Here is a 24,738-nt window from a genome sequence, read left to right as displayed (position 1 = left end):
TTGTAAGAAATTTATTGGAGTGCTTCTATCAACAAGTTGTAGTGCATTTACTCAAATCATTCTTGAAATATTAATGAAAGACATAATCGATTTTTGCTTTGGTCAAAAAAGTAAAATCAAAACAAAAAGCTTTAGCTTAGCGCCTAGATGGAAACCATGCCAGCGCACCTACCCGCCCACTTTCACAACAGGCGGTGTACCTTCGCACTTCGCTTAGTTCAAACTTCTCTCCATTCCATAAAAAACAGGGTCTAAAAAGAAACATTATTCAAATAACAAAAAGGACATGAACAAATTATTACTTTCCATTATAGGGGTATTTATTTTATTTGGCTGTAGAAATAATGAAAAGCACTTTACATCCGAAAACAATAGGATTCCTGAAATAATGGAAAACCCAGCCTCTCTTGCCGTTAAAAAAGAAGGCGTTTGGTGGATCAACCAACATCAAACAATATTGAATAGATTAAATCCGAATTCTGAAATGATACTGGTTGGAAATTCAATTTTCCATACAATGGATAACAAGGATCGAGAGGGGGTTTGGCAAAAACACCTTGATACTTACAACACCATAAATATGGGAATTTCCGGTGATAGAACGGAAAATGTAATTTGGAGACTTGAAAATGGTTCCCTTGAAAATATAAATCCCAAAGTAGCGGTTGTCTTGATCGGAACCAATAACACAGATGGTAATCATTACCTTACCATAAGTACCCCTGAAGAACTAGCAGGTGGTATAAGGAAGATCTGTACGATCATCCATAAAAACTTCCCAATACAAAAATCCTTTTGATGGGTATCTTACCTTATGGTAATAAACCAAACCATAGGGACAATATAAATAAAGCCACAAACAATATCATTTCAAAATTCCCAGAAGAGAACCCTTTTATCCATTACATCGATATTGGTCCTGTTTATTATAATGAGGAAGGGATGGTTAACCGGGAATTGATGCCAGACTATCTTCATCCCAATGCTGAAGGTCATATGCTAATGTTTAAAACCCTTGAGGGCCAGATTGAAAAACTGATGGTTAACTAGTGTTTTTGTCTGCCCTTATGATCAATATGGTTGGTTTGTTACTGACAAAAACGCAGTGCATACCGGAAGTTGGAATGAAACGTATCCTTTAGTGAAGTTTACATACAAACCCCCAAAGCCTCTGGGATTATGTCCCGAAACTTCGGGATTCCAATTGGTTTACATTTGCTATATTGGGTGATCAACCACGCAACAACCCAGAACCGCGACCGTTGCGTATACGTGAATATCAATACGTTAATATGGAGCAAACGGTAACATTAAGAAGCAAACCAAAACTGAAAATCACCCTCAAATCGAACGGCTTTGAGATCGTTGATAGGTCTGACCCCAATAACAGCGGCAACTATTTATATCAAGATTTGAAAAATGTAAAGCTCAATGCGGAAAAAACAGATTGGCTTGTTTCTCTTTTTAGTTTAATGGTAGGCATATTCGTCTCTAGTTCAATTCAAGGCAATTTTAAGAATAAGGCAAACCTTCAATTGGAAATGATTGATCGGAATTTAAAAATCTGGCTAGTGGATGCAGACTTTCAAAAAGTAGAAAATATTTCACAGCTATTGACCGAAAAAAATCCTCCACAAAACAATACTTATAATTAATTGCGATCGTATTTTCCTGTGGAAAATCCTTAATTTTATGCACTGGTTTGGTCTTGGGCTGAAAAATATGGACGCCGGCGCATCAACTCGTCCGCTACTTCTCAGAAGGCATCCGCAACGCAATCATAACCAAACGATTATAAACATGGAACAATTTAGAATCGATACTGAAACCATCAATGAAAAAACGCCAATTCCCAACTGCCCAAACCATTCTAATCCTTATTGCCATAATTGTCGCTCTCTTAACTTGGTTGGTTCCGGCAGGTAAATATGATACGCTGATGTACCATGCCCAAAGCGATACATTCTTAAAAACCAGCCAGGAAAAGAGCATTGAATTACCAGCAACCCAAAAGACATTGGATGACCTGAATATAAAAATCCCCATTGAAAAATTTGTGGATGGGGACATCTATAAACCCATTGCCATTCCAAATACCTATAAAGAACTGGAATCAAGGCCCCAAGGCCTTGCCGAATTGGTGAAATCGCCTGTAAAAGGCATAATAGCCGCTGCCGATATCATTTTTTTAATTCTCATAATTGGAGGTTTGATAGGCATAATGAATTTCACTGGAGCCTTTGATGCCGGAATTTCTTGGATGTCAAAAACCCTTAAAGGGCGAGAGTATATTCTTATTATCGTAGTAACGACACTTATTGCCGCTGGAGGTACAACCTTTGGTCTCGCCGAAGAAACCATGGCATTCTATCCTATCTTAATTCCTGTTTTCCTAGCTGCCAAATATGATGCGATGGTAGGACTTGCCTCTATTTTTCTTGGCTCCGGCATTGGGTCAATGTGTTCTACCATAAACCCGTTTTCGACCATTATTGCTTCGGATGCAGCCGGCATAAATTGGACAACGGGACTCGAAAATCGTTTGATCATATTGGTCGTTTGTCTAGTGATTACCATTCTCTATATTCTTCGTTATGCCAAACGGGTTAAAGCCGATCCATCAAAATCCCTTGTTTATGAACAAAAAGAAGAGTTGGAAGCGCTTTTCGGATTAAATACGATGAATACCACAATGAAATTCACACCTAGACTGAGGCTTATTATGGTCGTGTTTTCGTTAAGTTTTTTGGTTATGATCATTGGTGTCTCCTTTTTGGATTGGTGGTTTGTGGAAATGACGGCTACATTTCTTGTTGGTGCCATTATCATAGGCTTTATTGCCAAGATGAAGGAAAGTGTTTTTATAGAGGAGTTCGTTAAGGGCGCTTCAACGTTGCTTAGTGTGGCATTTATTGTTGGTATCGCTAGAGGTATTACCATTTTAATGGAAGACGGACTTATTAGCGATACTATTTTATATCATGCCAGTACAATAACCGAAGGGATGAACAAAGGTGTTTTTACAAACTTCATGCTTTTTATCTATGGCGGTTTATCTTTTTTCATGCCATCCTCTTCAGGAATGGCCGTATTGACAATGCCGATTATGTCGCCATTGGCGGATACTGTCAATATAGGACGGGAAACCATCGTTGACACCTATCAATATGGTATGGGCCTATTTTATCTGATTAACCCCACAAGTTTAATATTAGCGGCATTGGCTGTAGTGAAAATCGGGTTCAATAAGTGGTTGAAATTTGTAATGCCCCTTCTTTTGGTATTATTATTGACCATCATGGCTTTCCTGACTATTTCCGTCTATTAAAATAATAACAACACCACAACAAGGTGTGCAATTCATGGCAGGTGCATAAGTTCAAAAATGGGATTCTTTACGCTTTCTTCTTTTGGTTTATGCTTATAACTTCCTCAATACTTTTTCTTGTCCCAAGGAAGATGCATCACATCTTTTCCATGAAAAACACCATTATCCTTAAATCTCTTTATTTTCAACTGATTTCCCCTTTGTTTTTCTATTTGGCGTATCGCTTATTTACAAAACACTTTGGATGAAGCCTGAATGAATAATTTGGAAAAAATATAGAATAGGCCGTATTAGAAATCAATGGATATGCCATACATCAAAATAACAACGGGCATTCATGGTATATTCGATTAGGATCCGTTGGAAGAAAAAGTAAAAACCCTGATTGAAATTGCCCGGAATCGGCACATTGTAAGAAAGTGTCTTAGAGCATGCCCCTACCTATACATCATGCGGATATGTCCTAATTCCTGTAACAAAAAGAACGCTAAGCAGTCAAATAGGTATACCCGAAGATCATGAAAGAAATTATCGCCGTATTGCTAATTGCCCTTTTTTATAGTTGTGGAACTTCCACAGGGCCTTTTATCGTTAACGAAGGTTTGTTGATCGAAAATGTCTCTATCATTGCTTCAGACGAAAATGGTGAAGTTAAAAACCACAAAGGATTCATTCTTATAGACAACGCCAAGATCATTTATTCCGGCAAGGAAAAACCTAATGTAAAAGGAAGTTTCAAAACCGTAAACGGAAATGGGAAATATGCCATTCCCGGTTTAATTGACAGTCATGTCCATCTCAACAATATTGCTGGTATAAATTTTAGACAACGAAAGTCCCATGCATTATTGGTACAGGAATACTTTGAGAGACTGCCAAAGAATTTTCTGTATTTTGGATATACCACACTAATCGATGTTGATAATTATGCGCCAAATACGATAAAAACACTAAAGAATGCACCAATAAGACCCGAGATTTATACCTGTGGCAAAAAAGTACAGGTAATGGATGATTTCGAAATGGTCATGAATGAAGAACCTCAAAATGAGCGTTACAAATTGCCTTTTCTACATGACAAATACAATGAAAACGTAAAATATCCAGATTCCATACATCTTGAAGAACATTCCGTGGCCAGTCTTATTTCAGGGATTGCATTGGAGGATAATATTTGCGTCAAGACCTTGTATGAGGATGCTTCTTCAGGTTTTAAACAGGTTTGGGAAGTTCCCACGGTCAAGATAATGCAAGATTTGGTTGCCGAAGCCCATGCTGAGGAATTGCTTGTGGTTATGCACGCAACCTCCTATGAGGGGCAAAAATTTGCTGTTGAAACAAATATCGATATTATCGCCCATGCTATGTGGAACTGGACCGCACATCCGGAAGAATTTTTAAACACCAACCTTCCTGAGACCCATAAAAAACTGTTGCTCGAAATTTCAAACAAGCATATTGGTTATCAACCGACTTTTAGGGTTATACTAGCCGAAAAGGATATTCTTGACTATACTTTTAAGGATGCTCCAATTCTCAAATCACTATATACGCCGAGCTATGTGGATTGGCTGCAATCGGAAGAGGCCCAATGGGGGCGTAATATAATTTTGGCGAGACCAAAGTTTCTTGAAAAAATGAACCCCCACTTTTTTAATCCAATAAGGAGTCAATTCAGCAGTGATGAGGAAATGTTTGAGGAACTTTATAAGTCCTATGAATTAAAGATCCAAAAGGTAGTAAGGCTGCTTGCTGAGAACAATGCCAATTTGTTGTTCGGTACAGATAACGGTGCAATGAACATGTATACCCATCCACCAGGATATAATGGTTATTTGGAAATGCAACATTGGTTCGATGCCGGAGTTCCCTTGGAACAAATTTTTAAAGCCGCTACTTACAATAATGCGAAAGCGTTTGGTTTAATTGGTTCGATCGGAACATTAGGAATTGGTAAAACAGCCAATATTTTAATCCTAAATTTAAATCCATTGGAAACATTGGAAGCCTATAACGATATTCAATTTGTACTTATCAACGGAAAATTGATCGAAAGGAAAAAGTTAACCGCCCCATATGATGACGTCAATTAAATGAACCATTCTTCCCATATTAAACAATGTACAACAACATCCTTGTAAAAAACCTTTATCCAGTCCTTTGCAATTGACCTCTGTATTTTTTTAATAACACGTGCCCCGCATCTTGTATGGGATTAGCCTTTTTTAATGGGCCATCACCACAGGGATATGACTATAAATCCATATAAAAATGTACTTTGCGTACTGCTTTTTCATCGCTGCCTAGTAATTTTAGGGGCAATCGCAACCTAGCATACACTCGTACGTCTGTGTATCCGTTGGCACCCATATCCCTTAAACTGTAACAAAAACACTAAAAGAATGTCTTTCAACCAAATATAATCAATGAAAAAAATAATCCTCACCATTGTTGGTATACTACTTATGGGCTGTGCACCTAGTAAGAAAACGGAAGATGCTACTTTTGAAAAACTCACAGAATTAATCGACCAATATGCCCAGAATACGTTAAATAAAGGAAATATCAATTCGTTGGCTGTCTCCCTATATAAGGATGGGGCCATCTACCAGAATTATTATGGAGAGATCGATAATGGCGTACACAATACCCCTAATGACAATACTCTTTATGAAATTGCCTCAATTTCAAAAGTCTTTGTTGGATCCCTCGCGGCCAAGGCAGTCCTAGAACGTAAGATCACACTGGATGATGACATAAACACATACCTTAATACGGACTTTCCTAGACTGGAATTCGAAGGGCAACCCGTTACAATCAGGAACCTATTGACCCATACCCTGGGTTTTAAGACGCCTAATACATTGGCAGCAGTGTATAAAAAAACTGCTGAAGGCTACTATGAAAACAGGGCGTTTGATTATAATATGAACAAGCTATTTGAGGAACTTAAGACCGTTGAATTGGATAAAAAACCAGGGACTTATTACGATTACAACAATATTGGACCTGAATTGGTCGCCCATATCCTGGAACAAGTTTATAAACGCCCCTATAAAGATTTGCTTACCGATTTTTTCAAGGAACTGGATATGAACCATAGTTATTTACAGGATTATGATGCGCATAAGGATGAGCTTTCAACTAGTTATGACAAAAACAGAAAGCCCGCCCCCTTAGACAAAAATCCCTTACTCGGTGGTGCTTATGGGATTATTACAACACTCCCCGATTTAACCAAATTCATGAAATTCCAATTGGAGGGGAACGCCCCCTTCATCAAAGAGTCTACCCGTTTTTTGTTTAAGGATGAGGATGGTGGTACTGGTTATTTATGGGATGTGGGAATCGCCGAAAAAGAAGGTTTTTATTATTCCAAGACCGGTACATCAAATGGCGTACAAAGTGGTATTTTGGTCTGCCCCGATTCTGATTATGGACTCGTACTGATCATGAACAATAAATCGGATGATGCGCTAAATGATTGGGCAAGCCTTTACAATATAATCGAATACGATCTTATCGAATATCCTAAAATCAATTTATGGTCATTGGTAGAACCTATGTTCATGGAAAACCCTAAAGAAGCCTTTGAGAAATATAGGGAATTGAAAATTGACAGCACCCAATATTTTGCATCATCCAATTACCTCAACAATATTGGCTATAACCTGCTCTATGACAACCAAATACAAAAAGCAATTAGGGTATTTGAATTTGCCGTTTCAGAAGACCCTGAAAATGCAAATTTATACGATAGTCTCGGCGAAGCGTATTTTATGTTCAAAGATGATGACAACGCTTTAAAGAACTATAAAAAATCATTGGAACTCAATCCCAAGAACAAAAATGCCCAAGCCTATATTCTGAAGTTAAGTAAATAAAAGAAGCCACCGCCAACATCACAATCGAACCATTATAGGCACAGACCTTCTAGCGAACACAAAGTGTTAGGCAGTTAACCGTATTGACCATTACTTAAGGTTGGTTCATTCCGTGAAAAATCCAATTGGACTATTCCCCTATTTGCTGCTTACGAAATTGTGTGGCCGGCATACCGATGGTCCGTTTAAAGCACTGATTAAAATGGGCCACCTCATTAAAAACAAAGGCATCGACGACCTCAGCTATCGCTATTACAAAAATCCCTTTTATGGGGTTCCAAATAAACATCATCTGGTTTCTTGTTCCTTTGGTCATCATAAATCCTCGGTTGGATAAATTGTACTGGTTTTGCTCCGCCTAGTAAACCAATCACCATTGCTATGGGATTTTTATTCCACCCTTTTGACCGCATTTGTTTCACACCTGGCAGTCGGACTGGTTCTTTATGTATTTCCCAATTGGATGTTAAAACGCACACTTAATCCATACACAATCACATTATCATTTATTTTTAAAAAAGCATTTCATCCAAATTCCAAAATGTAACTCTTGCAGAAGCGTTTAAAGTTTTTACTACCTTTAATAATAGTGTTGGCCCCATTTACTGGATTTGGTCAAGAAAAAACAACGCGGTTACATGGACAGGCCAAAAGCTTTAAAAATGATGTTTCCAACATATTGATTATCAACCTAAATTCCAAAAAATCGACGATTACTGACGCTTTGGGAAGGTTCACTATTGAAGTTAACTTAAAGGATACACTTCGATTTACTGCGGTTCAATACAAAACAAAGGAAATTAGTATTACCGATTCAATCTTGCTTGAAAATCCGCTTGTCGTGAATCTCGTGGATAACGTTATAAATTTAAAAGAAGTCACCGTTACACCCTACAACCTAACCGGTAAGATTGACCTTGATCTTGAAAGGCTTGCCATCAAACCCAATGTTACTTCATCATCATTGGGGTTGCCAAATGCCGATATTGAAGTAATGACCCAAAGTGAACGGTTACTTTTAGAAGCTGATCGAGGAAAATATGTTCATTATTATGGGATAGCCCTAGTGATAAACACACATAAATTAATGAATAAAATTTCTGGAAGAACCAAATCCTTCGAGGAAATGGTAGCCCGCGATGAGAACATGGAGTTCGAAAAAGAAATCATAGCCAAGTTCCCAAAGAAAACAATATCAGATAATTTCGGCATTCCCGAAACGAACATTGACGGATTTCTAACCTATTGCATGTCACAAAAGGATTTTTCAACATTATCGCAGGCAGCAAATTCGATGGAGCTATGGGAATATCTGAAGGCAAGAAGTCTTGAATTTAAAAAGACGGACGTATTACAGGAATAGTGTCATTTATCCTTGTTTTATTTCTATTTGGTTCCTTTTTAAATGTTCAACATAGCAAGAAGCATCATCGAGCAACTAGGGTATATGGTTATCAGTTAGCTCAGCCCTGTCATTTCGCAATATGACCGATCACCTCTATTTCAATACGTCAAGAACATTGGTTTTGTACAACTTTCCTATGGGAATTATAGTATCATCAATTATAATTCTATTTCCTTCAATGGTATTAATATGCACTTTGGCAACTATATATGATTTATGTACTTGTATGAATCCATCGGAGGGTAGCATTTCCAATACATCCGATAGTTTTTCCCGAATCACCAAGGTGTTTTTCTTTAAAACCACCTTGGCATAATTACCTGCAGCTTCAACATACAATAAGTCTGAAAGTTTAACTTGTACGTGTTTCTTATCACTGTAAAGAAATACACTAACCTTTGATTCCCCGGTCGATGCAACAATTGTTGCGGATTGTGCGGAACTACCCACCTTATTGACTGCTTTTAAAAAGCGTTCAAAACTGAAGGGTTTCAACAAATAATCCGTAATATTCAATTCGTACCCTTCGAGCGCATGTTCTTGGTAAGCAGTGGTTACAATGATATTGGGAGGGTTGGTCAGTGTCTTTAAAAACTCAAAACCTTTCAACTTGGGCATATTCAAATCCAAAAACAATAGGTCTACCGTATTTTCACGCAAATAATCGAGCGCTTCCAAGGCATCATAACAATGCTTCATCAATTCCATATTCGGCAATAGGTCACAATACCCTTTTATAATATCGTGTGCTATGGGTTCATCGTCTATAATTAGGTAGCGCATTATAATTGTAATTCAAGTTTGGCTTTAAAGATAGAATTCATTGAAGTGGTCGTAAGGGTATACTTTTTAGGATATGCCAAATATAACCTTCGCTTCAGGTTTTTCAATCCTATCCCCTCTTTTTTCGGTATCTCCTTTTCATCAAAGTTATTCTCAATCTCGAAAACCATCTTTTTGGCATCGGACATTAGGTTGATATGAACATAGGCATTTTCCCTTAAATTTTCTACTCCATGCTTAAAAGCGTTCTCAACGAGAATGATCAGTAGTAATGGCATTATTGTACCATTCTTCCCAATATCGGTCTTAAACTGAATATCAATAGGCTTATGGTACCTGATTTTATGTAAATCGAGGTAATTTTGAATGTAAGCGACCTCTTCCTCTAAGGTAACACTGGTTCGTTCCCCTTTATAAATACTATACCGCATTAACTCCGATAGCTTCAATATAAGTTTTTTGGTCTTATCAGTGTCCTTATCAACCAAGCCATACATGTTATTCAACATATTAAAAAAGAAATGCGGATTTACCTGATTCTGTAAATGCATAATTTCATGCTTCTTGGTTTCGTTCCTCAAGGTCAATAAAGCAGATAGTTGTGATAGTATCCAAAGTATGCCGATCACCAAGAGAATAGTATAGTAGATAATAATGATCACACCGATGGCTACAGGGTAATCCTCTAAAAATACCACAGATTCATTGCCGAGTAAAATAAACTCATAAACCATTATACCCAGCGGAATGGCGATAGATACCATGGCTATTATTTTAACAACGAGCCAATTATTTTTTTTTAGTGTCGAAATCATGTTACAAAAGTAGTGGAATCCACAAGGGCAACCAGTAATTGTGATGAACATAGCCTTTTAAGGGTTGTATATCCTGTAAAACGTTACGAACGGACTTCATAAGTTCTCCCTTTTTATGTGTCCCCCAAAATAGGCGACTCATCACAAAAATTCAATAGACCAAGTTCATCCCATCATCTTTGCCATCATCAAAAAACGAACAGTCATAAAATCAATCAACATGAAGAAACAGATCATTCGCTATGTAAAACATATACTAGGTACCTTACTAGTGCTATTACTAATTGGCATTGTCACGTTAATTTCCTTAAACGGAAGTTTTGAATATGGAAATAACCCTTTGGCCGTCAATTTGGATAAGGAGGGACCTTATGTGTTCTATGAAACAGATAGCACCTTTAGCGTAAATTATATAAGAGGAAATAAAACGGAAGGTTTTTATTTAGACCAAGAAGCATATAGTACGAAGGAAGCTATAGCGGCTAGCTGTTTTTTTCCGTTAGACGCCACAACCTTCAACTTTACGTTAAAATCAGGGTTTAAAGTCCCTAAAAGTGTCTACAAGGACAATGAACCTATTTTCGCGATTTCAGATATTGAAAGTGGTTATAAAACATTTCGGGATTTTCTTATTCAAAATAAGGTCATCAATAGGCAATTGGATTGGACCTTCGATAAGGGCCATTTGGTTCTGGTCGGTGATTTTGTTGATCGGGGTTTTTCAACCACCCAAGTCCTTTGGTTTATCTACAAGTTGGAACAGGAAGCCCAAAAACAAGGAGGTCAAGTGCATTTTATAATAGGCAACCACGAGCTTTATAATATGCAAGGGAAATACCAATCCGCTTCCTATAAATATTATGGGGTTGCATCGATACTGGGAAAACAACATCACGACCTATATGATCAAAATTCATTTATTGGACGATGGATGGCATCTAAAAACACCTTGGAACTCATCAATGGCAATCTTTTTGCCCACGGTGGCATTCACCCGGATATCGCAAATCATGATATTACCATTGATCAGGTCAACCAAATCAATAGGGATAACTACCATCATTCTTACTTTCCCAAACCCAAAGCAACCGCTGCCCAATTAATCCTTTCCAACAAAAAAGGGATATGTTGGTATCGAGGTTATTTCAACGATGATATATCACAAGAGGAGGTCGAAAAAGGCATCCATAAATTTAATGCGGATGCCATTGTGGTTGGCCATACGCTTCAACGGAAAGTCAAGAAACTATACGACGGTAAAGTCTTTGCTATTGATGTAAAACACCCTAAGGATTACAATAGCAATTGGCCGACAAAAAAATCGGAGGGCCTCCTTATAAAGGAAAAAAAATACTTCCGTATAAAAGCAAACGGAGAAAAAACAGCATTATGAAAGCTAAAGTTTACACATTCTTAACAAAACCCTACGCCGTTGTTTTAACAATGCTTGTGGCGCCATTGTTTGGTTTTATAGACCGGAATTTTGTCTTTTTTTTCGGACTTGGGGTTGCCTTTGCCATTTTATGGGGTAGTGATTTTGATTGGTCAAGATTTGGTATCGGAAAAAAAATAACCCTAAAAACCGTTATAAAAAGTTTCCTGATAGCCGTAATCCTTTTTATGGCCTTTGATGTCATCATCGATCCGATACTGATACAGTTCTTGGGCCCTTATGATCTATCCTCCTTGGACGACATAAAAGGGAATTTAGCCGGTTATCTAATCTTAATGCTTATTGTATGGGTATTTGCCGCCTTTGGGGAAGAATTTTTATTTCGCGGTTATTATATGAAAGCATTGGCCGGATTATTAGGCAATACAAATAAAGCCTGGTTATTCTCGGCACTCGGTACTTCCATCTATTTTGGTGTATCCCATGCCTACCAAGGAACTGTTGGGATAGTATCTGTGTTTCTATGGTCCTTATGCATTTCAATACTGTTCAATAGGAATAGGAATAATCTACTCCTACTTGTATTGATTCACGGATTTAATGATACCATTGGCATAACACTATTGTGCTTAAATAAGTACGATATTTTCTCTGAATGGGTGCAACGGTTATTGTAATTAACATGGTCTTTTTTATCAAAAAACAATCGCCGATTGAATAGTCGGATCAACCCAAAAGGGACTTGTGCCCTCTCGAAAAAATAATTACATTTCTGTGATCAAAAGGATGTCGAGCTCGCTAGATACAACGTATGTATAGAAAAATAGCCGTTAAGGATTCTACCCTATGTTTAGTTCTTTTCTGCTATCTATATGGCTAAACCGGAAGAAAAATGCTCATAAACCCGCTACTTATCATATACCAAAACCGTTATTTCCAATAAAATGATAGTACAGAATTTATCAAACATAGCATTTGACGAATTATTAAACTGCTTTTTTAACGCATTTGAAAACTATTATGTAAAAATGCCTACCGATAGGGATTATTACAAAGAACGATGGAAAGCTGCCAAAGTCGATTTCAATTATTCATATGGAATGTTCGACAAAGGAAAGTTGGTAGGTTTTATCATTCACGCTATAGATAAAAGAGAAGGAACTTTAACGGCATTCAATACAGGAACAGGGGTTCTTCCTGAATATAGGGGAAAAAGGATAATCCATTCAATTTATAAATATGCTATTAAGGATCTAGAACAAAATGGCATAATGAAAATAAAACTGGAAGTCATAACCGGGAATACAATAGCTATTCGGACTTATAAAGCCATTGGTTTTGAAATATGTAAAAACTTCAAATGCTTCCATGGGGCCATACTACCAAAAATATTGGAGCAGGTTAAAATAAAAGAAATCGAAAGCAATGATGTAAGGTGGGAAGAACTTCCTAATCAAGAATTATATTCTTGGGACAATCAGAAAGAATCATTACTAAATGGAATTTACAATTACTTTCAAGTTTTGAATACCAACAATGAGCCTGAATCGTTTTTTATCATTAAGCCTGATAGTGGCTATTTGGCACAACTTGACCTATTGAACACAAAAGGTACCGATAGTTGGGAGAGACTGTTTTCCGCAATCAAACAAATTTCAACTACAATAAAAATCAATAATGTAGACGACCGTCTTAAGGAAAAAATCAATCAATTAATGAGTATTGGATTGGATAATAAAATCAACCAATATGAAATGGAACTAAAAATAAAAAGGGGGTAATGGGATAACCGGCTCCTCCCTAAAGGGACTTGCACCCACGCTATCAATTCCATTTCCGTAATTAAAGGGATGTCACGTTGGGGATAAACAACGTTCTCATACAACTGTGGGTTTCGCTAAAATTTCAATCATCCCGTACCAAATTTGTACGTTTGCGAACTGGAAAACAGCCTAAACCCCCGGTCCCGTGATCCAAAATTACTCCCAGTTCATATTGGAATCCGCCTTTTTGATATCAACTGACATCCATTACCCCTAGTATATTCCTAAACCGAAACCATCAACCAATTACCCTATCTTTGCCCAATTAAACAACAAAATGGCCACTACGCTGCTTTCATCACCTTTACAAGGATTTACCGATTTCAGGTTTCGCAATGCCTTTAACCATTACTTTGGTGGTATCGATACATTCTATGCACCATACATTAGGCTAAATGGCAAACTTAAAATAAAGCAATCCTATCAAAACGATCTAGCACCGGAAAACAACACGACTTTGGAGGTAATCCCACAAGTCATTACCAACAGTGCCGACGAGTTTATATATGTTGCCAAATACGTGCAAAGCTTGGGCTATAAGGAATTAAACTGGAATTTAGGATGTCCTTATCCCATGGTTACCAAATCGGGAATGGGCTCTGGCCTAATTTGCCAGCCTGTAAAGATCAATGAGATTTTGCATCGGGCACACAACGAAACGGATATCCTGGTTTCCATGAAAATGAGGATGGGATACGAAAACGCAGAGGAAATCCTGGACACCTTCCCCATATTAGATCAATATCCATTAAAGAACATCGCTATTCATGCCAGAATTGGAAAGCAACTCTATAAGGGACCCGTAAATCTGGATGCTTTTGAAAAATGCATCGATAGCACCAAACACAAGTTGTATTATAACGGGGACATTACCAGTGTTTCCGCTTTTAAAGCCATTGAAAAACGGTTTCCCAACATCGATCATTTTATGATCGGCCGTGGTTTGATCGCAGATCCCTTTTTACCGCGTATGATAAAGAATGACACCACGGAATACCCGAAAGACCGATGGTCTATTTTTTCGGAATTCCATGACACTATTTATCGGCAATATGACGCCTACCTTTCTGGACCAACCCCGATAAAAATGAAGATGTTGGGATTTTGGGAGTACTTTTCCCGATCTACATCAAACCCACAAAAAGCATACAAAGCCATAAAAAAGGCTTCAAATCCCGCAAAATACAGACAAGCCGTCGATCAAATCCTACATACGGAGATGAAAATTGGAAGTACATTGTAAAAATAGAAGTGGATGGATAGAGGTCGTGCTATTATTGAAAATCGAACGGATTTTTCCTTGGTTCGTTTACTTATATTAACTTCGTTCTTGTCAAAAAAACAAACCATGAACAAACACCTTGGGTGTAATTAAGGTACAATTATGGAATTTCCAACCCATTTTCATCATTATCTAAAAGCCAATACCCTTGTGAGGATCAAAGGAGGAAAAAGTAGGGACACTTTTTTAAACATCTGGATGGTTGAAGTCGACAATCGAATTTTTGCCAGAAGTTGGAATAAAAGCCATAAAAGTTGGTTTACCGAATTTTTAACTTCGGGATGTGGACAAATTAAATATGGACGAAATATCATTAACGTTAAAGGTGTAAAACTTGACAATAATGATCCACTGAACACGTTGATCGACAAGGAATATTTGAACAAATACAATCAGAAAGAAAATTTAAAATATGCCGAAGGAATCTCACAACCTGAATATGCCGACTATACCATGGAATTTTTATATGACGGGGATGAATAGAAAACATCCCTAGAAAGGGTGTTTACCTTACCCAAAGCGACAAAACAATTACTTTAAACAATATAGGTATCGGGCCTGTTTAATGGGTCCGTACCTTTTTATGATATCGCCAAATCCGTTATTCGGTGTATCGCAACAAAGAAAGTTTCATGAAAATAAAGATTGATGGATTTGTGCTAGCTGTTATAGCGGTCATTGGCATCGCTTATATATTTCCACAATGGGGAACACAGGAAAGTAAAATCCCCATCGACACGATCAGTGCCATTGGAATCTCACTTATATTCTTTTTTTACGGACTTAAATTGAGTCCGGAAAAATTAAAAGCCGGAGTTAAAAATTGGAAGTTGCACCTTCTCGTGCAAGCATCCACATTCCTGATATTCCCTTTATTGGTTTTGGTGTTTCGGCCCTTCATCCAAAACGAGGAACAGGAACTCATCTGGTTGGCGTTTTTTTTCCTAGCGGCACTTCCTTCGACCGTATCCTCATCCGTGGTCATGGTTTCCATTGCAAAGGGCAATATACCCGCGGCCATTTTCAATGCCAGTATCTCTGGGATCATAGGTGTGGCCCTAACACCCTTATGGATGGGCTTGTTTGTTCATAATGCCCAAACGGATTTTGATTTTAGCGACATCTATATAAAACTCTTTGTTCAAATCATTTTACCAGTGATAATCGGAATGCTTTTACAGCGCTTTTTTGGGGAAATGGCCCGAAAACACACGAAACAGTTGACCTTGTTCGATAAATCCGTTATCCTACTCATCATCTATAAAAGCTTTGCACGGTCATTTGATGGGGACATCTTCAGTTCGGTATCCGTATTGGATTTGCTGTTACTCCTTATAGGTGTTTTTGCGCTGTTCGGCATCCTGTTTTATTTAACAGGTTTCTTGGCCAAAAAAATGAAATTCAATACTGAAGATCAAATTACCGCCCAATTTTGTGGAACGAAAAAATCATTGGTACACGGAACCGTATTCTCTAAAATAATCTTTGGAAACATCGCTACAATAGGTATTATCCTTTTGCCCCTTATGTTGTTTCACGCCATACAATTGTTGATCATCAGTATGGTGGCATCAAAAAGGGGGCTGGAAGAAAGGTGAGCGGATATTGCTTTTTGGACGAATGAAAAAAAGAAAAAGTCTCTTGGTCAAGGGTAAAATCAGACCATAATGATAGCTAAGGAAATCTCTACGTTTATTTTAAATAGCGATGCTGCCCTTAAAAAATGGCACCATAAGTATAAAAGTAAATAGGCATTATCTTTACATCAGATTAGAATTTGTTTATGGATAAGGCTCCTATGCCTTCTCCTTACTAAAATAAGATCAGTATCACGCCAACAGAATCCCATATCGTCCCCAAACAATCGACCCCTATTCGTCTCCAAGAATACGGTGTTGGTATATTTGAAGCGGTTTCAACAAAATCAGCCTTAAAAAAAGCATTGAAGAAACATTGTATTACGGTGAATGGTGTTCTGGCCACTACCGCTACTTTTATCCATGGTGGGGAATGTATTCGCTTATCCCTTCCCGAAATAGCAAGACCAAAGAAAAAACTGGTCTTTCCCCTTCAAGTTTTATTCGAGGACGATTACTTGGCGATAATCCATAAGCCTGCAGGAATTTTAGTCAGTGGCAATAGTTTTAAAACCATTGCCCATGCCCTACCCCAAAACTTAAAACAAAGCAATCTGCCCGATGCAACAACCCCACAACCCGTGCATCGATTGGATTTCGCAACCACCGGTATTTTATTGGTCGGCAAAACGCGCCAAAGCATTCGCGCCCTTAACAAACTATTTGAGAATAAAGCGGTAAAAAAAACCTACTACGCGATTACCATGGGTGACATGGACGAAAGAGGGGAAATCATTTCAGCGATTGATGGCAAAAAATCACAATCGAATTATACACTTTGCGACTCCGTACCCTCTGAAAGATTCGGTCAGCTCAATTTGGTGGAATTGGAACCCCGAACAGGTAGAAGACATCAATTGCGGAAACATCTATCCCATATCGGAAATCCCATATTGGGCGATAAGGAATATGGGACAGATGGCCTGATTTTAAACGGGAAAGGGTTGTATTTACACGCCTACTCCTTACAATTCATCCATCCATTTACCCATAGGGAAATGCATTTCAAGGATGGATTTCCCCAAAGGTTTAAAAAAATATTCCATGCATTACAATAGCGCTATGATTTACTTAGAAAGTTTGTTGGAATCAAGCTGTTTTCATGGGTCAAGAAATTTCACGGCGATTCAATAATCACTAAATTTGAGGGTCATAAAGCTTACAGGATTTAATCATGTGTAAAATCGACTTTTCTTTAAAGTTCCGCCTTCCCTTTGTATTGTTTTTAACTCCTTTTTTTCTTTGTAGCCAGACTACCGAAACAAATGGTGGCCAATGGATCGATAAAAATGAATCTGAAAATTATACCGCACGTCATGAGTGTTCATTTGTACAAGCGGGAGATACCTTTATTTTACTAGGCGGAAGGGAATCCGCACAAACATTGGAATTGTACGATTTCAAAAATAATACCTGGAAAAAGGCGGTGAATTCGGCCCCCAAGGAATTCAACCATTTCCAAGCCACTTTTTATAAGGGGTTTGTATGGATCATTGGTGCATTTAAGACCAATAGCTTTCCCCGGGAAATACCCGAAGAAGCCATTTGGCTGTACCACCCCCCTACCGATCAATGGATCAAGGGACCTGAAATCCCTGAAGATCGTCGACGGGGTGGTGCCGGTTTAGTCGTTTACAACGATGTGTTTTATATCGTCGGGGGTAATACCATTGGCCATGACGGAGGGTATGTAAACTGGTTCGATGCCTATGATCCTAAAGACAATAGTTGGACCGTTTTAGAAAATGCATCCCAGAAAAGGGATCATTTCCATGCAGCGGTCCTCGATGATGTTCTGTATGCTGCCGGTGGCAGGCAATCTGGTGGAGAAGGAGGTGTTTTCTCCCCCTTGGTTGGTGTCGTTGACATCTATGACTTTAAAACCAACAAATGGTCTACGTTAAAAAACGATTTGCCTACCCCCAGGGCCGCACCGGGCATCATAGTGTATGATAATGAATTGTTTGTCATGGGCGGCGAAGGAGAAAAAAAGGGTCCGGCCTTTAACATTGTGGAAGCCTATAACCCCAATACAGGAAGTTGGACCGATAAAGCCCCCATGCACTACCCACGACATGGCACACAGGCCATTTTATCAGGGGAAGGTATCTATATTGCTGCCGGCTCCCCTACCCGAGGTGGAGGAAACCAACACCATATGGAGGTGTATCATAAAGACCAACCCTCAGGTCAAAAATTAATCGCTTCCGAATTGGTCGTACCTAAAAAAGTAAAGATCAAACCTGGCAGCACCAAAACGATCACCGTTCACAATAAAAACGGTAATACGGGCAGTTTCATCACTTCAATTGCTTTATCCGGAGCAACAAAAAGGGATTATAAAATCCATTCGAAATCAGCTTATTTCCTTGTGGATACCGATGGACAGTTCGATATTGTGATCGAACACCTTGGTAGCGCTTCCAAGGAAAAGGCAAGGCTTGAGATCGTATACAATGGCAACCTTAAGAAAACCATTGCGTTGGAACCAAGATAGAAACAATAAGCACAATAACAGCTGGCAGGAAGGTGGATTCCGGCTAATTTCAAGACCGGAAATGTCTATGTTTTTCCCAAAAAACCCCCTCCAATATAAAGTTGTCTCCTACTGGTTTTCTACCTTTGCAATCTGAATTTTATCCAAGGGAAACTCCTTGGCATGTCTTATGGGAAAAAGTAATCTTCCATTAAAAATCATCACCTTTTGTCTTGGACTTTTTGTTATGGCCCTAGGTGTGGCCTTATCGGTCAAAGCTGATTTAGGGGTTTCCCCAATATCCTGCATCCCTTATGTATATAGCTTCAAACTGCCTTTTACCTTAGGAACGTTGACCATATTCTTCAATATCTTCCTGATCCTGATCCAAATAGCTATACTCCGTAGAAATTATCGCTTATTGCAATTAGTACAACTTCCCGTGGTCTTTGCTTTTGGGATTTTTATTGATATATCCTTGAATTTGGTTTCAGATTTAAATGTCTCCAATTACTATTGGAAGGCATTATGGTGTCTCATGGGGTGTGTGGTATTGGCCTCTGGTGTTTTTTTGGAAGTAAAGGCAAAGCTCACTTATTTACCTGGTGAAGGATTGGCCATGGCCATTGCCGATACGTTTAAGAAGGAATTTGGGAAGGCGAAAATCGGTATTGACAGCTCCATGGTTATTGTCGGATTGATAAGTTCCTTTGTATTACTGCATGAACTACAAGGCATTAGGGAAGGTACTATTGTGGCCGCTATATTGGTTGGTTTTATAGCCAAATCCCTTCATCAAAAAATACATGTACTTGATTCATGGCTTGAACCAAGTGAAGACCACAAACTGGATTCGGGTATCTCGGTAAGTGGTTCGAACACTAATCTGGTCATTACCATTTCCAGGGAGTACGGTAGTGGCGGACATGAAATCGGAATGCGACTCGCTAAAAAATTGGGCCTTGCCTTCTATGATAAGGAACTCATTGCACTAACCACTGAACAAAGTGGATTTACGTCGGAGTATATCCAACAACATGAGCAAAAATTAGCCCCTTCCCTCTTTTCTGAGCTTTACGAACAAAACTATGCTTATGTATATGAAAAACAACCACCCCTTGATGTCCTGTTTTTAGTCCAAAGTAAAATAATACGGAATATTTGTGCTAAAGAACCCTGTGTTATTGTCGGGCGTTGTGCCAACTTCATCCTAAAAGACAATCCTAATTGCTTTAACATATTCATACACGCCAATAAAAACTACCGCAAAAGGAAAATTTCTACCGAGTATAATGTAAAATCGGGGATTTCGGATAGCGCGTTAAAGAAAATAGATAAAGAACGGGCCAACTATTGTTTGCACTATACCGGTGAAAATTGGAATAATGCAACGAATTATGATTTGACGATCGATAGCTCCAGGTTCGACCCCGATAATGTAGTCAAGATCATTACCAATTCAATTAAAAACAGTAATCGAAAGTCCATTGCTTGATGGATGCAATTGGCGGAATTGTCGGAAAAATAATCGCTTTCTTGGTTAGCCTATTAACAGCAAGTCTTCCGGTAACAGGAATTTTACTTTGGTACGGTCGAAATTATAAAAAGAAAAAAACCATCACATTACTCTAGCCCACTGACCTCAATCCTTATTCTTTTCCTATTGACTTTTGCCCTTCAAAGTTGCGGACAAAAGGAAAAAGAAGTCGTAAAAGAAATTGAAAAAGCCTATGGGTACTCCCACGCCTTAAAAATCGGAAATGATATAAAGATTTCCGGGGCCGTAAGTATGGATGATAAAGCAAATTCCCATTGCAGTAAGTGACCTGGGACAACAAATATATAATTGTTACGCCGATATAGAAAAATATTAAAACATTATGGCTGTATCTGCGATGACGTGATTTCGGAAAATATCTTTACTATCAATATGGCATTGTTCATTGAAAACGGAGCCTACCGAAATACGATTTATACGAAACAATTTCCAACAGGTTCCAATCTTGGCGTAAAAGAATTGGCGGTTCATAAACCCAACAAACAGTACGTACGCAGAGTAATGGCCTTGGGTGATTTCTTAGCAACTCCATTACAAAAAACACCCAAATCCCCTCATGAGGGAAAGTTAATGTATCCCTGCAAAGTTCAATCGAACTCCACACAGCACATAATAAGAACCGTTTCCGCCATGTGGGGTGTGATAAAATCCAAAGGACCATTGGGATACGAACTTGAACCATCTATGGTTGAATGGCAAAATTCGTTATTAAATTGATATGATACTGTCGTAATCAGTACCGGACGAGCCGAAAATTAAAATATATTTACATTACCAAAGAGGATTGGGATTAACTGGATATTTTTTCCGAAATTCAATCCATCGATATGGGCGTGGAACGTTCCTTTCACGATTTGGCATCAAACAAAACCTATGGATTATAAAATATTTCTTCTTCTCGTAGTACTGGGGTATTCCGCAATAGGTCAGGAACCTAAAATTGAATGGGACCCCGATTACCAGATCACCATCAATGACTTTAGGGCATCGCAAACGAAAATCGACAAAAGTGTGACCTCGGTTTATGTTCAATCGGGCATCAACATTGAATTTGCGGTACAAATGAACAATTTTGTATTCATGCTGACCAAGAATTTCAACTCCAAATTGGCATGTACCTTTCAAAAAGAAGCCGCTACACTTATGGCTCCCGACAGCGTAAAGGCCAACCAACTCATCAAACTGGTACAATTCGATTTTGACCTTTCCGAATTATATACCAGAAAGATCCGAAAAGAACTCTTCGAGAATAAAAAGACCTTTTCCGACGTAACTTTTTTTCAACCTTATTTTGATAAAATGATCGCGGAACGCAATACAGCCAGTGCCAAAATATATAGTGCCACGGACTTTGGCAATAATGGGGCACTTTTAAAGAAAGAACATGATGCGGTCAAAAAAGAAATCCTTTTGCTTTCCGATTATTGCAAGGAATGTAAACCGCCCAAAAAAGAAAGAAAGTAGCGTATCCCTATAAATGCAGTCCATGGAGATAGAGAATCCAATCCTTCCCGGTTTTAATCCAGACCCATCAATCCTGAGGGTAGCGGATGATTACTATATTGCAACATCAACGTTTGAATGGTTCCCTGGAGTTCAGATCCATCATTCCAAAGACCTTGTCCATTGGAGGTTGCTGACGCGGCCACTCAATCGTACCTCACAACTGAATATGGCCGGAACACCGAATTCCTGTGGGGTTTGGGCTCCCTGTCTATCCTATGATAACGGTACTTTTTATTTGATTTATTCCGATGTCAAAACATTCAAAAGTCCGTTCAAGGACGTACATAACTACTTGGTTACCACCGATGATATCATGGGTGAATGGTCCGACCCCATTTATCTGAACAGTTCGGGTTTCGATCCTTCCTTGTTCCATGACTCCGATGGAAGAAAATGGTTGACGAATGTACTTTGGGACCACCGAAAAGGCAAAAATCCTTTTAGTGGAATCGTATTGCAAGAGTATTCACCCGAGGAAGAAAAACTTGTAGGCCCTATAACGAACATCTATAAGGGTACCGATATAGGACTGGTTGAAGGTTCCCATATTTATAAGCGTAACAATTATTATTATCTAATGACCGCCGAGGGTGGCACAGTATACAAACACGCTGTGACCATGGCTCGTTCAAAACAACTTGAAGGCCCTTATGGGACGGATCCCGAAAATCCGATCTTAACATCGTACAACAACCCGACTTTGGAATTGCAAAGGGCCGGACATGCTTCATTGGTCGAGACACAGACAGGGGAATGGTACTTGGCACATCTTTGTGGCAGGTACTTGCCCTCGAGGGGGCGATGTATAATGGGTAGGGAGACCGCCCTGCAAAAAATGACGTGGACCCCGGAAGGCTGGTTACGATTGGAATGTGGTGGTAACGAACCCCAACTGAAGGTCATGGCCCCAAAACTTCCTGAATGCAAATGGGATGCTCTCCCACAACGGGATGATTTTATTACTGAAACGTTGGATATCAATTTCCAATTTTTAAGGGTAAAACTCGATGCCGATAGCTATTCGTTATCCGAGCGCCCAGGCTTTTTAAGGCTGAAGGGAAGGGAATCCCTAAACTCGCACCATACACAAGCCTTGGTGGCAAGACGACAGCAATCCTTTTTCTATACGGCCGAAACCTGTCTCGATTTCCATCCAGAAACCTTTCAACAGATGGCGGGAATTACAGCTTTCTATGATAACGAAAACTTCTATTATCTGTATGTGACCCATGATGAAGAAATGGGAAAATGTATCGATATTATGAGTAGTGTGAAAGGTAATACGCATTTCCCCCTTTGGAATAAAATAGCCTTGGACAACCAAAAAGAATGTTATTTACGGATCAAGGTCCGTTATGACAAATTGAATTTCCAATACTCCCAAGATGGGACCAACTGGATTTCCATTGGACCGGATTTGGATTGTAGTACACTTTCCGACGAATTTCAGGAAGGTGATAAGAATGCCTCCTTCACTGGAGCTTTTGTCGGTTTATGCTGCCAAGACCTATCGGGAAGAAGAAAAGCGGCTGACTTCGATTATTTTGAATACCGTGAATTGTTAAATTAATAATAACTGAACAAAAAATAGGGTAAAATCGCGATAGGACAGCCCCATTTAACTAACCATTTCCAAAACATAAAAAATATGAAGACCTTCCTATGTTCCATTTTCACGTTATTATTGATGACCCTTGGGCATGCGCAAATAAGCAGTGAGAGTCAATTTTCAATTGGGGAAACCCTTGAGATAAACTCCAAAATCCTACAAGAGGAAAGGACCGTGAATATTTATCTACCCCATGGTTATGAAAGGGATACCGAAAAGACATATCCCGTAATTTATCTCTTGGATGGCTCTGCGGATGAAGACTTCATACATATTGCAGGAATCGTACAATTCTGTTCTTTTTCCTGGATAAACATACTCCCGGAATCCATCGTAGTGGGTATTGCGAATGTTGATAGAAAAAGGGACTTCACCTCCCCTTCCGAAGTAGAGATCGACCAAAAGGAACTACCGACCTCGGGTAAATCGGACAAGTTCATTGCATTTATCGCTGAGGAATTACAGGGTATCATTGACGAAAAGTACAGGACAACCAAAACAAAAACCCTTATAGGGCAATCCCTAGGCGGCTTATTGGCCACTGAAATCCTTTTTGAAAGACCTGGATTGTTCGATAATTATATCATAATCAGCCCGAGTCTTTGGTGGAATGATGAGAAACTGTTGACATATGATTTGGATAAATCATTGAAAGACAAGTCCGTTTATATCGGTGTAGGTAAGGAAGGTGCACAGATGGAAAGACTCGCCCAATCCCTATTCTATAAGTTAACCTTGGAAAAGAAGAATGATATACAACTGTTCTTCAACCATTTCGAGGAACAGGACCATGGTGATGTATTGCATTTGGCCGTCTATGATGCCTTTGAAAAACTTTTTAAAAAAAAGGAATAAAAATCTGTCAAATATGACAAAAGTCACATTTGCATTCCAAAACCCATCGTACATTTGCGATAAAGAATATGAAAAGAAGTTTAGGACATATCGTATACGGGAAAGATACCGAAGCCTTGGCGAAATTTGCCAAAGCCTTGGGGCACCCTACGCGCATTGCCATCTTAAAGCATCTTGAAAATCAATCCTGCTGTTTTACAGGCGATTTGGTCGATGTATTCCCTTTGGCACAATCAACGATATCCCAACATTTAAAAGAACTTAAAAATGCCGGACTCATCCAAGGGGAGTTGAAACCACCAAAAATAAAGTACTGTATCAATCACGAAAACTGGACGATGGCCAAAACATTGTTTCAGGAGTTTTTCGATTGATATTTTTTTA

Annotated in this window: 24 protein-coding genes; 21 read left to right on the top strand and 3 right to left on the bottom strand. The window is 38.8% G+C overall.

The annotated features are described in order from the left end of the window. Positions 1-286: 286 nt before the first annotated feature. From LX92_RS19895 to LX92_RS19875, 6 genes are all read left to right on the top strand, one after another. Positions 287-799 carry a GDSL-type esterase/lipase family protein gene (locus LX92_RS19895; protein ID WP_211315899.1) on the top strand — a complete coding sequence of 171 codons (513 nt, stop codon included), beginning with the start codon at positions 287-289 and terminating at the stop codon, positions 797-799. Continuing rightward, positions 799-1,050, top strand: coding sequence for an SGNH/GDSL hydrolase family protein (locus LX92_RS22665; RefSeq protein WP_211315898.1), 252 nt, complete (start codon positions 799-801; stop codon positions 1,048-1,050). The genes LX92_RS19895 and LX92_RS22665 overlap by 1 nt, the downstream gene beginning before the upstream one ends. Positions 1,051-1,292: 242 nt before the next feature. Beyond that, positions 1,293-1,655: a hypothetical protein gene (locus tag LX92_RS19890; RefSeq protein WP_109654462.1), complete on the top strand. Its 363-nt coding sequence runs from the start codon at positions 1,293-1,295 to the stop codon at positions 1,653-1,655. 179 nt (positions 1,656-1,834) lie between these two features. Continuing rightward, positions 1,835-3,328: a YfcC family protein gene (locus tag LX92_RS19885; RefSeq protein WP_109654366.1), complete on the top strand. Its 1,494-nt coding sequence runs from the start codon at positions 1,835-1,837 to the stop codon at positions 3,326-3,328. Positions 3,329-3,846: 518 nt separating this feature from the next. After that, on the top strand, positions 3,847-5,421 hold the full coding sequence (locus LX92_RS19880) for an amidohydrolase family protein (RefSeq protein WP_109654363.1): 1,575 nt from the start codon (positions 3,847-3,849) through the stop codon (positions 5,419-5,421). Positions 5,422-5,754: 333 nt separating this feature from the next. Further along, positions 5,755-7,212, top strand: a complete 1,458-nt coding sequence (locus LX92_RS19875) for a serine hydrolase domain-containing protein (protein WP_109654361.1) — start codon at positions 5,755-5,757, stop codon at positions 7,210-7,212. A 130-nt stretch (positions 7,213-7,342) separates the two neighbouring features. Here the strand turns inward: LX92_RS19875 and LX92_RS19870 are convergent, their stop codons facing one another. Further along, the gene (locus LX92_RS19870; RefSeq protein ID WP_146197879.1) at positions 7,343-7,531 is read right to left on the bottom strand and encodes an AraC family transcriptional regulator; all 189 of its coding nucleotides are present in this window, start codon (positions 7,529-7,531) and stop codon (positions 7,343-7,345) included. A 231-nt stretch (positions 7,532-7,762) separates the two neighbouring features. Between LX92_RS19870 and LX92_RS19865 the strand changes: the two genes are divergently transcribed. Next, positions 7,763-8,575, top strand: a complete 813-nt coding sequence (locus LX92_RS19865) for a hypothetical protein (protein WP_146197878.1) — start codon at positions 7,763-7,765, stop codon at positions 8,573-8,575. Between the two features lie 135 nt (positions 8,576-8,710). Here the strand turns inward: LX92_RS19865 and LX92_RS19860 are convergent, their stop codons facing one another. Beyond that, entirely contained in the window at positions 8,711-9,400 is a 690-nt protein-coding gene (locus LX92_RS19860) for a LytR/AlgR family response regulator transcription factor (RefSeq protein ID WP_223308424.1), read from the bottom strand. Next, entirely contained in the window at positions 9,400-10,164 is a 765-nt protein-coding gene (locus tag LX92_RS19855; protein ID WP_223308425.1) for a sensor histidine kinase, read from the bottom strand. Before LX92_RS19855 ends, LX92_RS19860 begins: the two co-directional genes overlap by 1 nt. Positions 10,165-10,435: 271 nt before the next feature. On the opposite strand from LX92_RS19855, the gene LX92_RS19850 reads away from it, so the two are divergent. The 14 genes from LX92_RS19850 (at position 10,436) to LX92_RS19780 (ending at position 24,728) form a co-directional block, all read left to right on the top strand. Further along, positions 10,436-11,608, top strand: coding sequence for a metallophosphoesterase (locus LX92_RS19850; RefSeq protein ID WP_109654351.1), 1,173 nt, complete (start codon positions 10,436-10,438; stop codon positions 11,606-11,608). Continuing rightward, complete coding sequence (locus LX92_RS19845; protein WP_109654349.1) at positions 11,605-12,285, top strand: CPBP family intramembrane glutamic endopeptidase; 681 nt, start codon at positions 11,605-11,607, stop codon at positions 12,283-12,285. The genes LX92_RS19850 and LX92_RS19845 overlap by 4 nt, the downstream gene beginning before the upstream one ends. A 267-nt stretch (positions 12,286-12,552) precedes the next feature. Next, positions 12,553-13,389, top strand: a complete 837-nt coding sequence (locus tag LX92_RS19840; protein ID WP_109654347.1) for a GNAT family N-acetyltransferase — start codon at positions 12,553-12,555, stop codon at positions 13,387-13,389. A gap of 319 nt (positions 13,390-13,708) precedes the next feature. Then, positions 13,709-14,674 (top strand): tRNA dihydrouridine synthase, encoded by a 966-nt coding sequence (locus LX92_RS19835; RefSeq protein WP_109654345.1) that lies wholly within the window; start codon positions 13,709-13,711, stop codon positions 14,672-14,674. Between the two features lie 141 nt (positions 14,675-14,815). Then, positions 14,816-15,196 (top strand): DUF2255 family protein, encoded by a 381-nt coding sequence (locus tag LX92_RS19830; RefSeq protein ID WP_109654343.1) that lies wholly within the window; start codon positions 14,816-14,818, stop codon positions 15,194-15,196. A gap of 149 nt (positions 15,197-15,345) precedes the next feature. Further along, the gene (locus LX92_RS19825; RefSeq protein ID WP_109654460.1) at positions 15,346-16,311 is read left to right on the top strand and encodes a bile acid:sodium symporter family protein; all 966 of its coding nucleotides are present in this window, start codon (positions 15,346-15,348) and stop codon (positions 16,309-16,311) included. 251 nt (positions 16,312-16,562) lie between these two features. Next, positions 16,563-17,408, top strand: a complete 846-nt coding sequence (locus tag LX92_RS19820; RefSeq protein WP_394340354.1) for an RluA family pseudouridine synthase — start codon at positions 16,563-16,565, stop codon at positions 17,406-17,408. A 116-nt stretch (positions 17,409-17,524) separates the two neighbouring features. Beyond that, entirely contained in the window at positions 17,525-18,847 is a 1,323-nt protein-coding gene (locus LX92_RS19815) for a Kelch repeat-containing protein (RefSeq protein WP_109654338.1), read from the top strand. 169 nt (positions 18,848-19,016) lie between these two features. Then, a complete protein-coding gene (locus LX92_RS19810; protein ID WP_109654336.1) occupies positions 19,017-20,321 on the top strand; it encodes a cytidylate kinase family protein in 1,305 nt (434 codons plus the stop codon). Positions 20,322-20,489: 168 nt separating this feature from the next. Continuing rightward, positions 20,490-20,651 carry a RidA family protein gene (locus LX92_RS22995; RefSeq protein WP_317047079.1) on the top strand — a complete coding sequence of 54 codons (162 nt, stop codon included), beginning with the start codon at positions 20,490-20,492 and terminating at the stop codon, positions 20,649-20,651. A gap of 606 nt (positions 20,652-21,257) precedes the next feature. Then, positions 21,258-21,848, top strand: coding sequence for a hypothetical protein (locus LX92_RS19795; protein WP_109654334.1), 591 nt, complete (start codon positions 21,258-21,260; stop codon positions 21,846-21,848). Between the two features lie 22 nt (positions 21,849-21,870). Next, a complete protein-coding gene (locus LX92_RS19790; RefSeq protein WP_109654458.1) occupies positions 21,871-23,460 on the top strand; it encodes a glycoside hydrolase family 43 protein in 1,590 nt (529 codons plus the stop codon). 78 nt (positions 23,461-23,538) lie between these two features. Next, complete coding sequence (locus LX92_RS19785; RefSeq protein WP_109654332.1) at positions 23,539-24,354, top strand: alpha/beta hydrolase; 816 nt, start codon at positions 23,539-23,541, stop codon at positions 24,352-24,354. Positions 24,355-24,422: 68 nt separating this feature from the next. Further along, positions 24,423-24,728 carry an ArsR/SmtB family transcription factor gene (locus tag LX92_RS19780; RefSeq protein ID WP_109654330.1) on the top strand — a complete coding sequence of 102 codons (306 nt, stop codon included), beginning with the start codon at positions 24,423-24,425 and terminating at the stop codon, positions 24,726-24,728. Positions 24,729-24,738: the final 10 nt, after the last annotated feature.

Source organism: Maribacter polysiphoniae (assembly GCF_003148665.1).
Lineage (GTDB): Bacteria > Bacteroidota > Bacteroidia > Flavobacteriales > Flavobacteriaceae > Maribacter_A > Maribacter_A polysiphoniae.
Note: the sequence above shows the minus strand (reverse complement) of the source record. Positions and strands in the feature narration are given on the sequence as shown.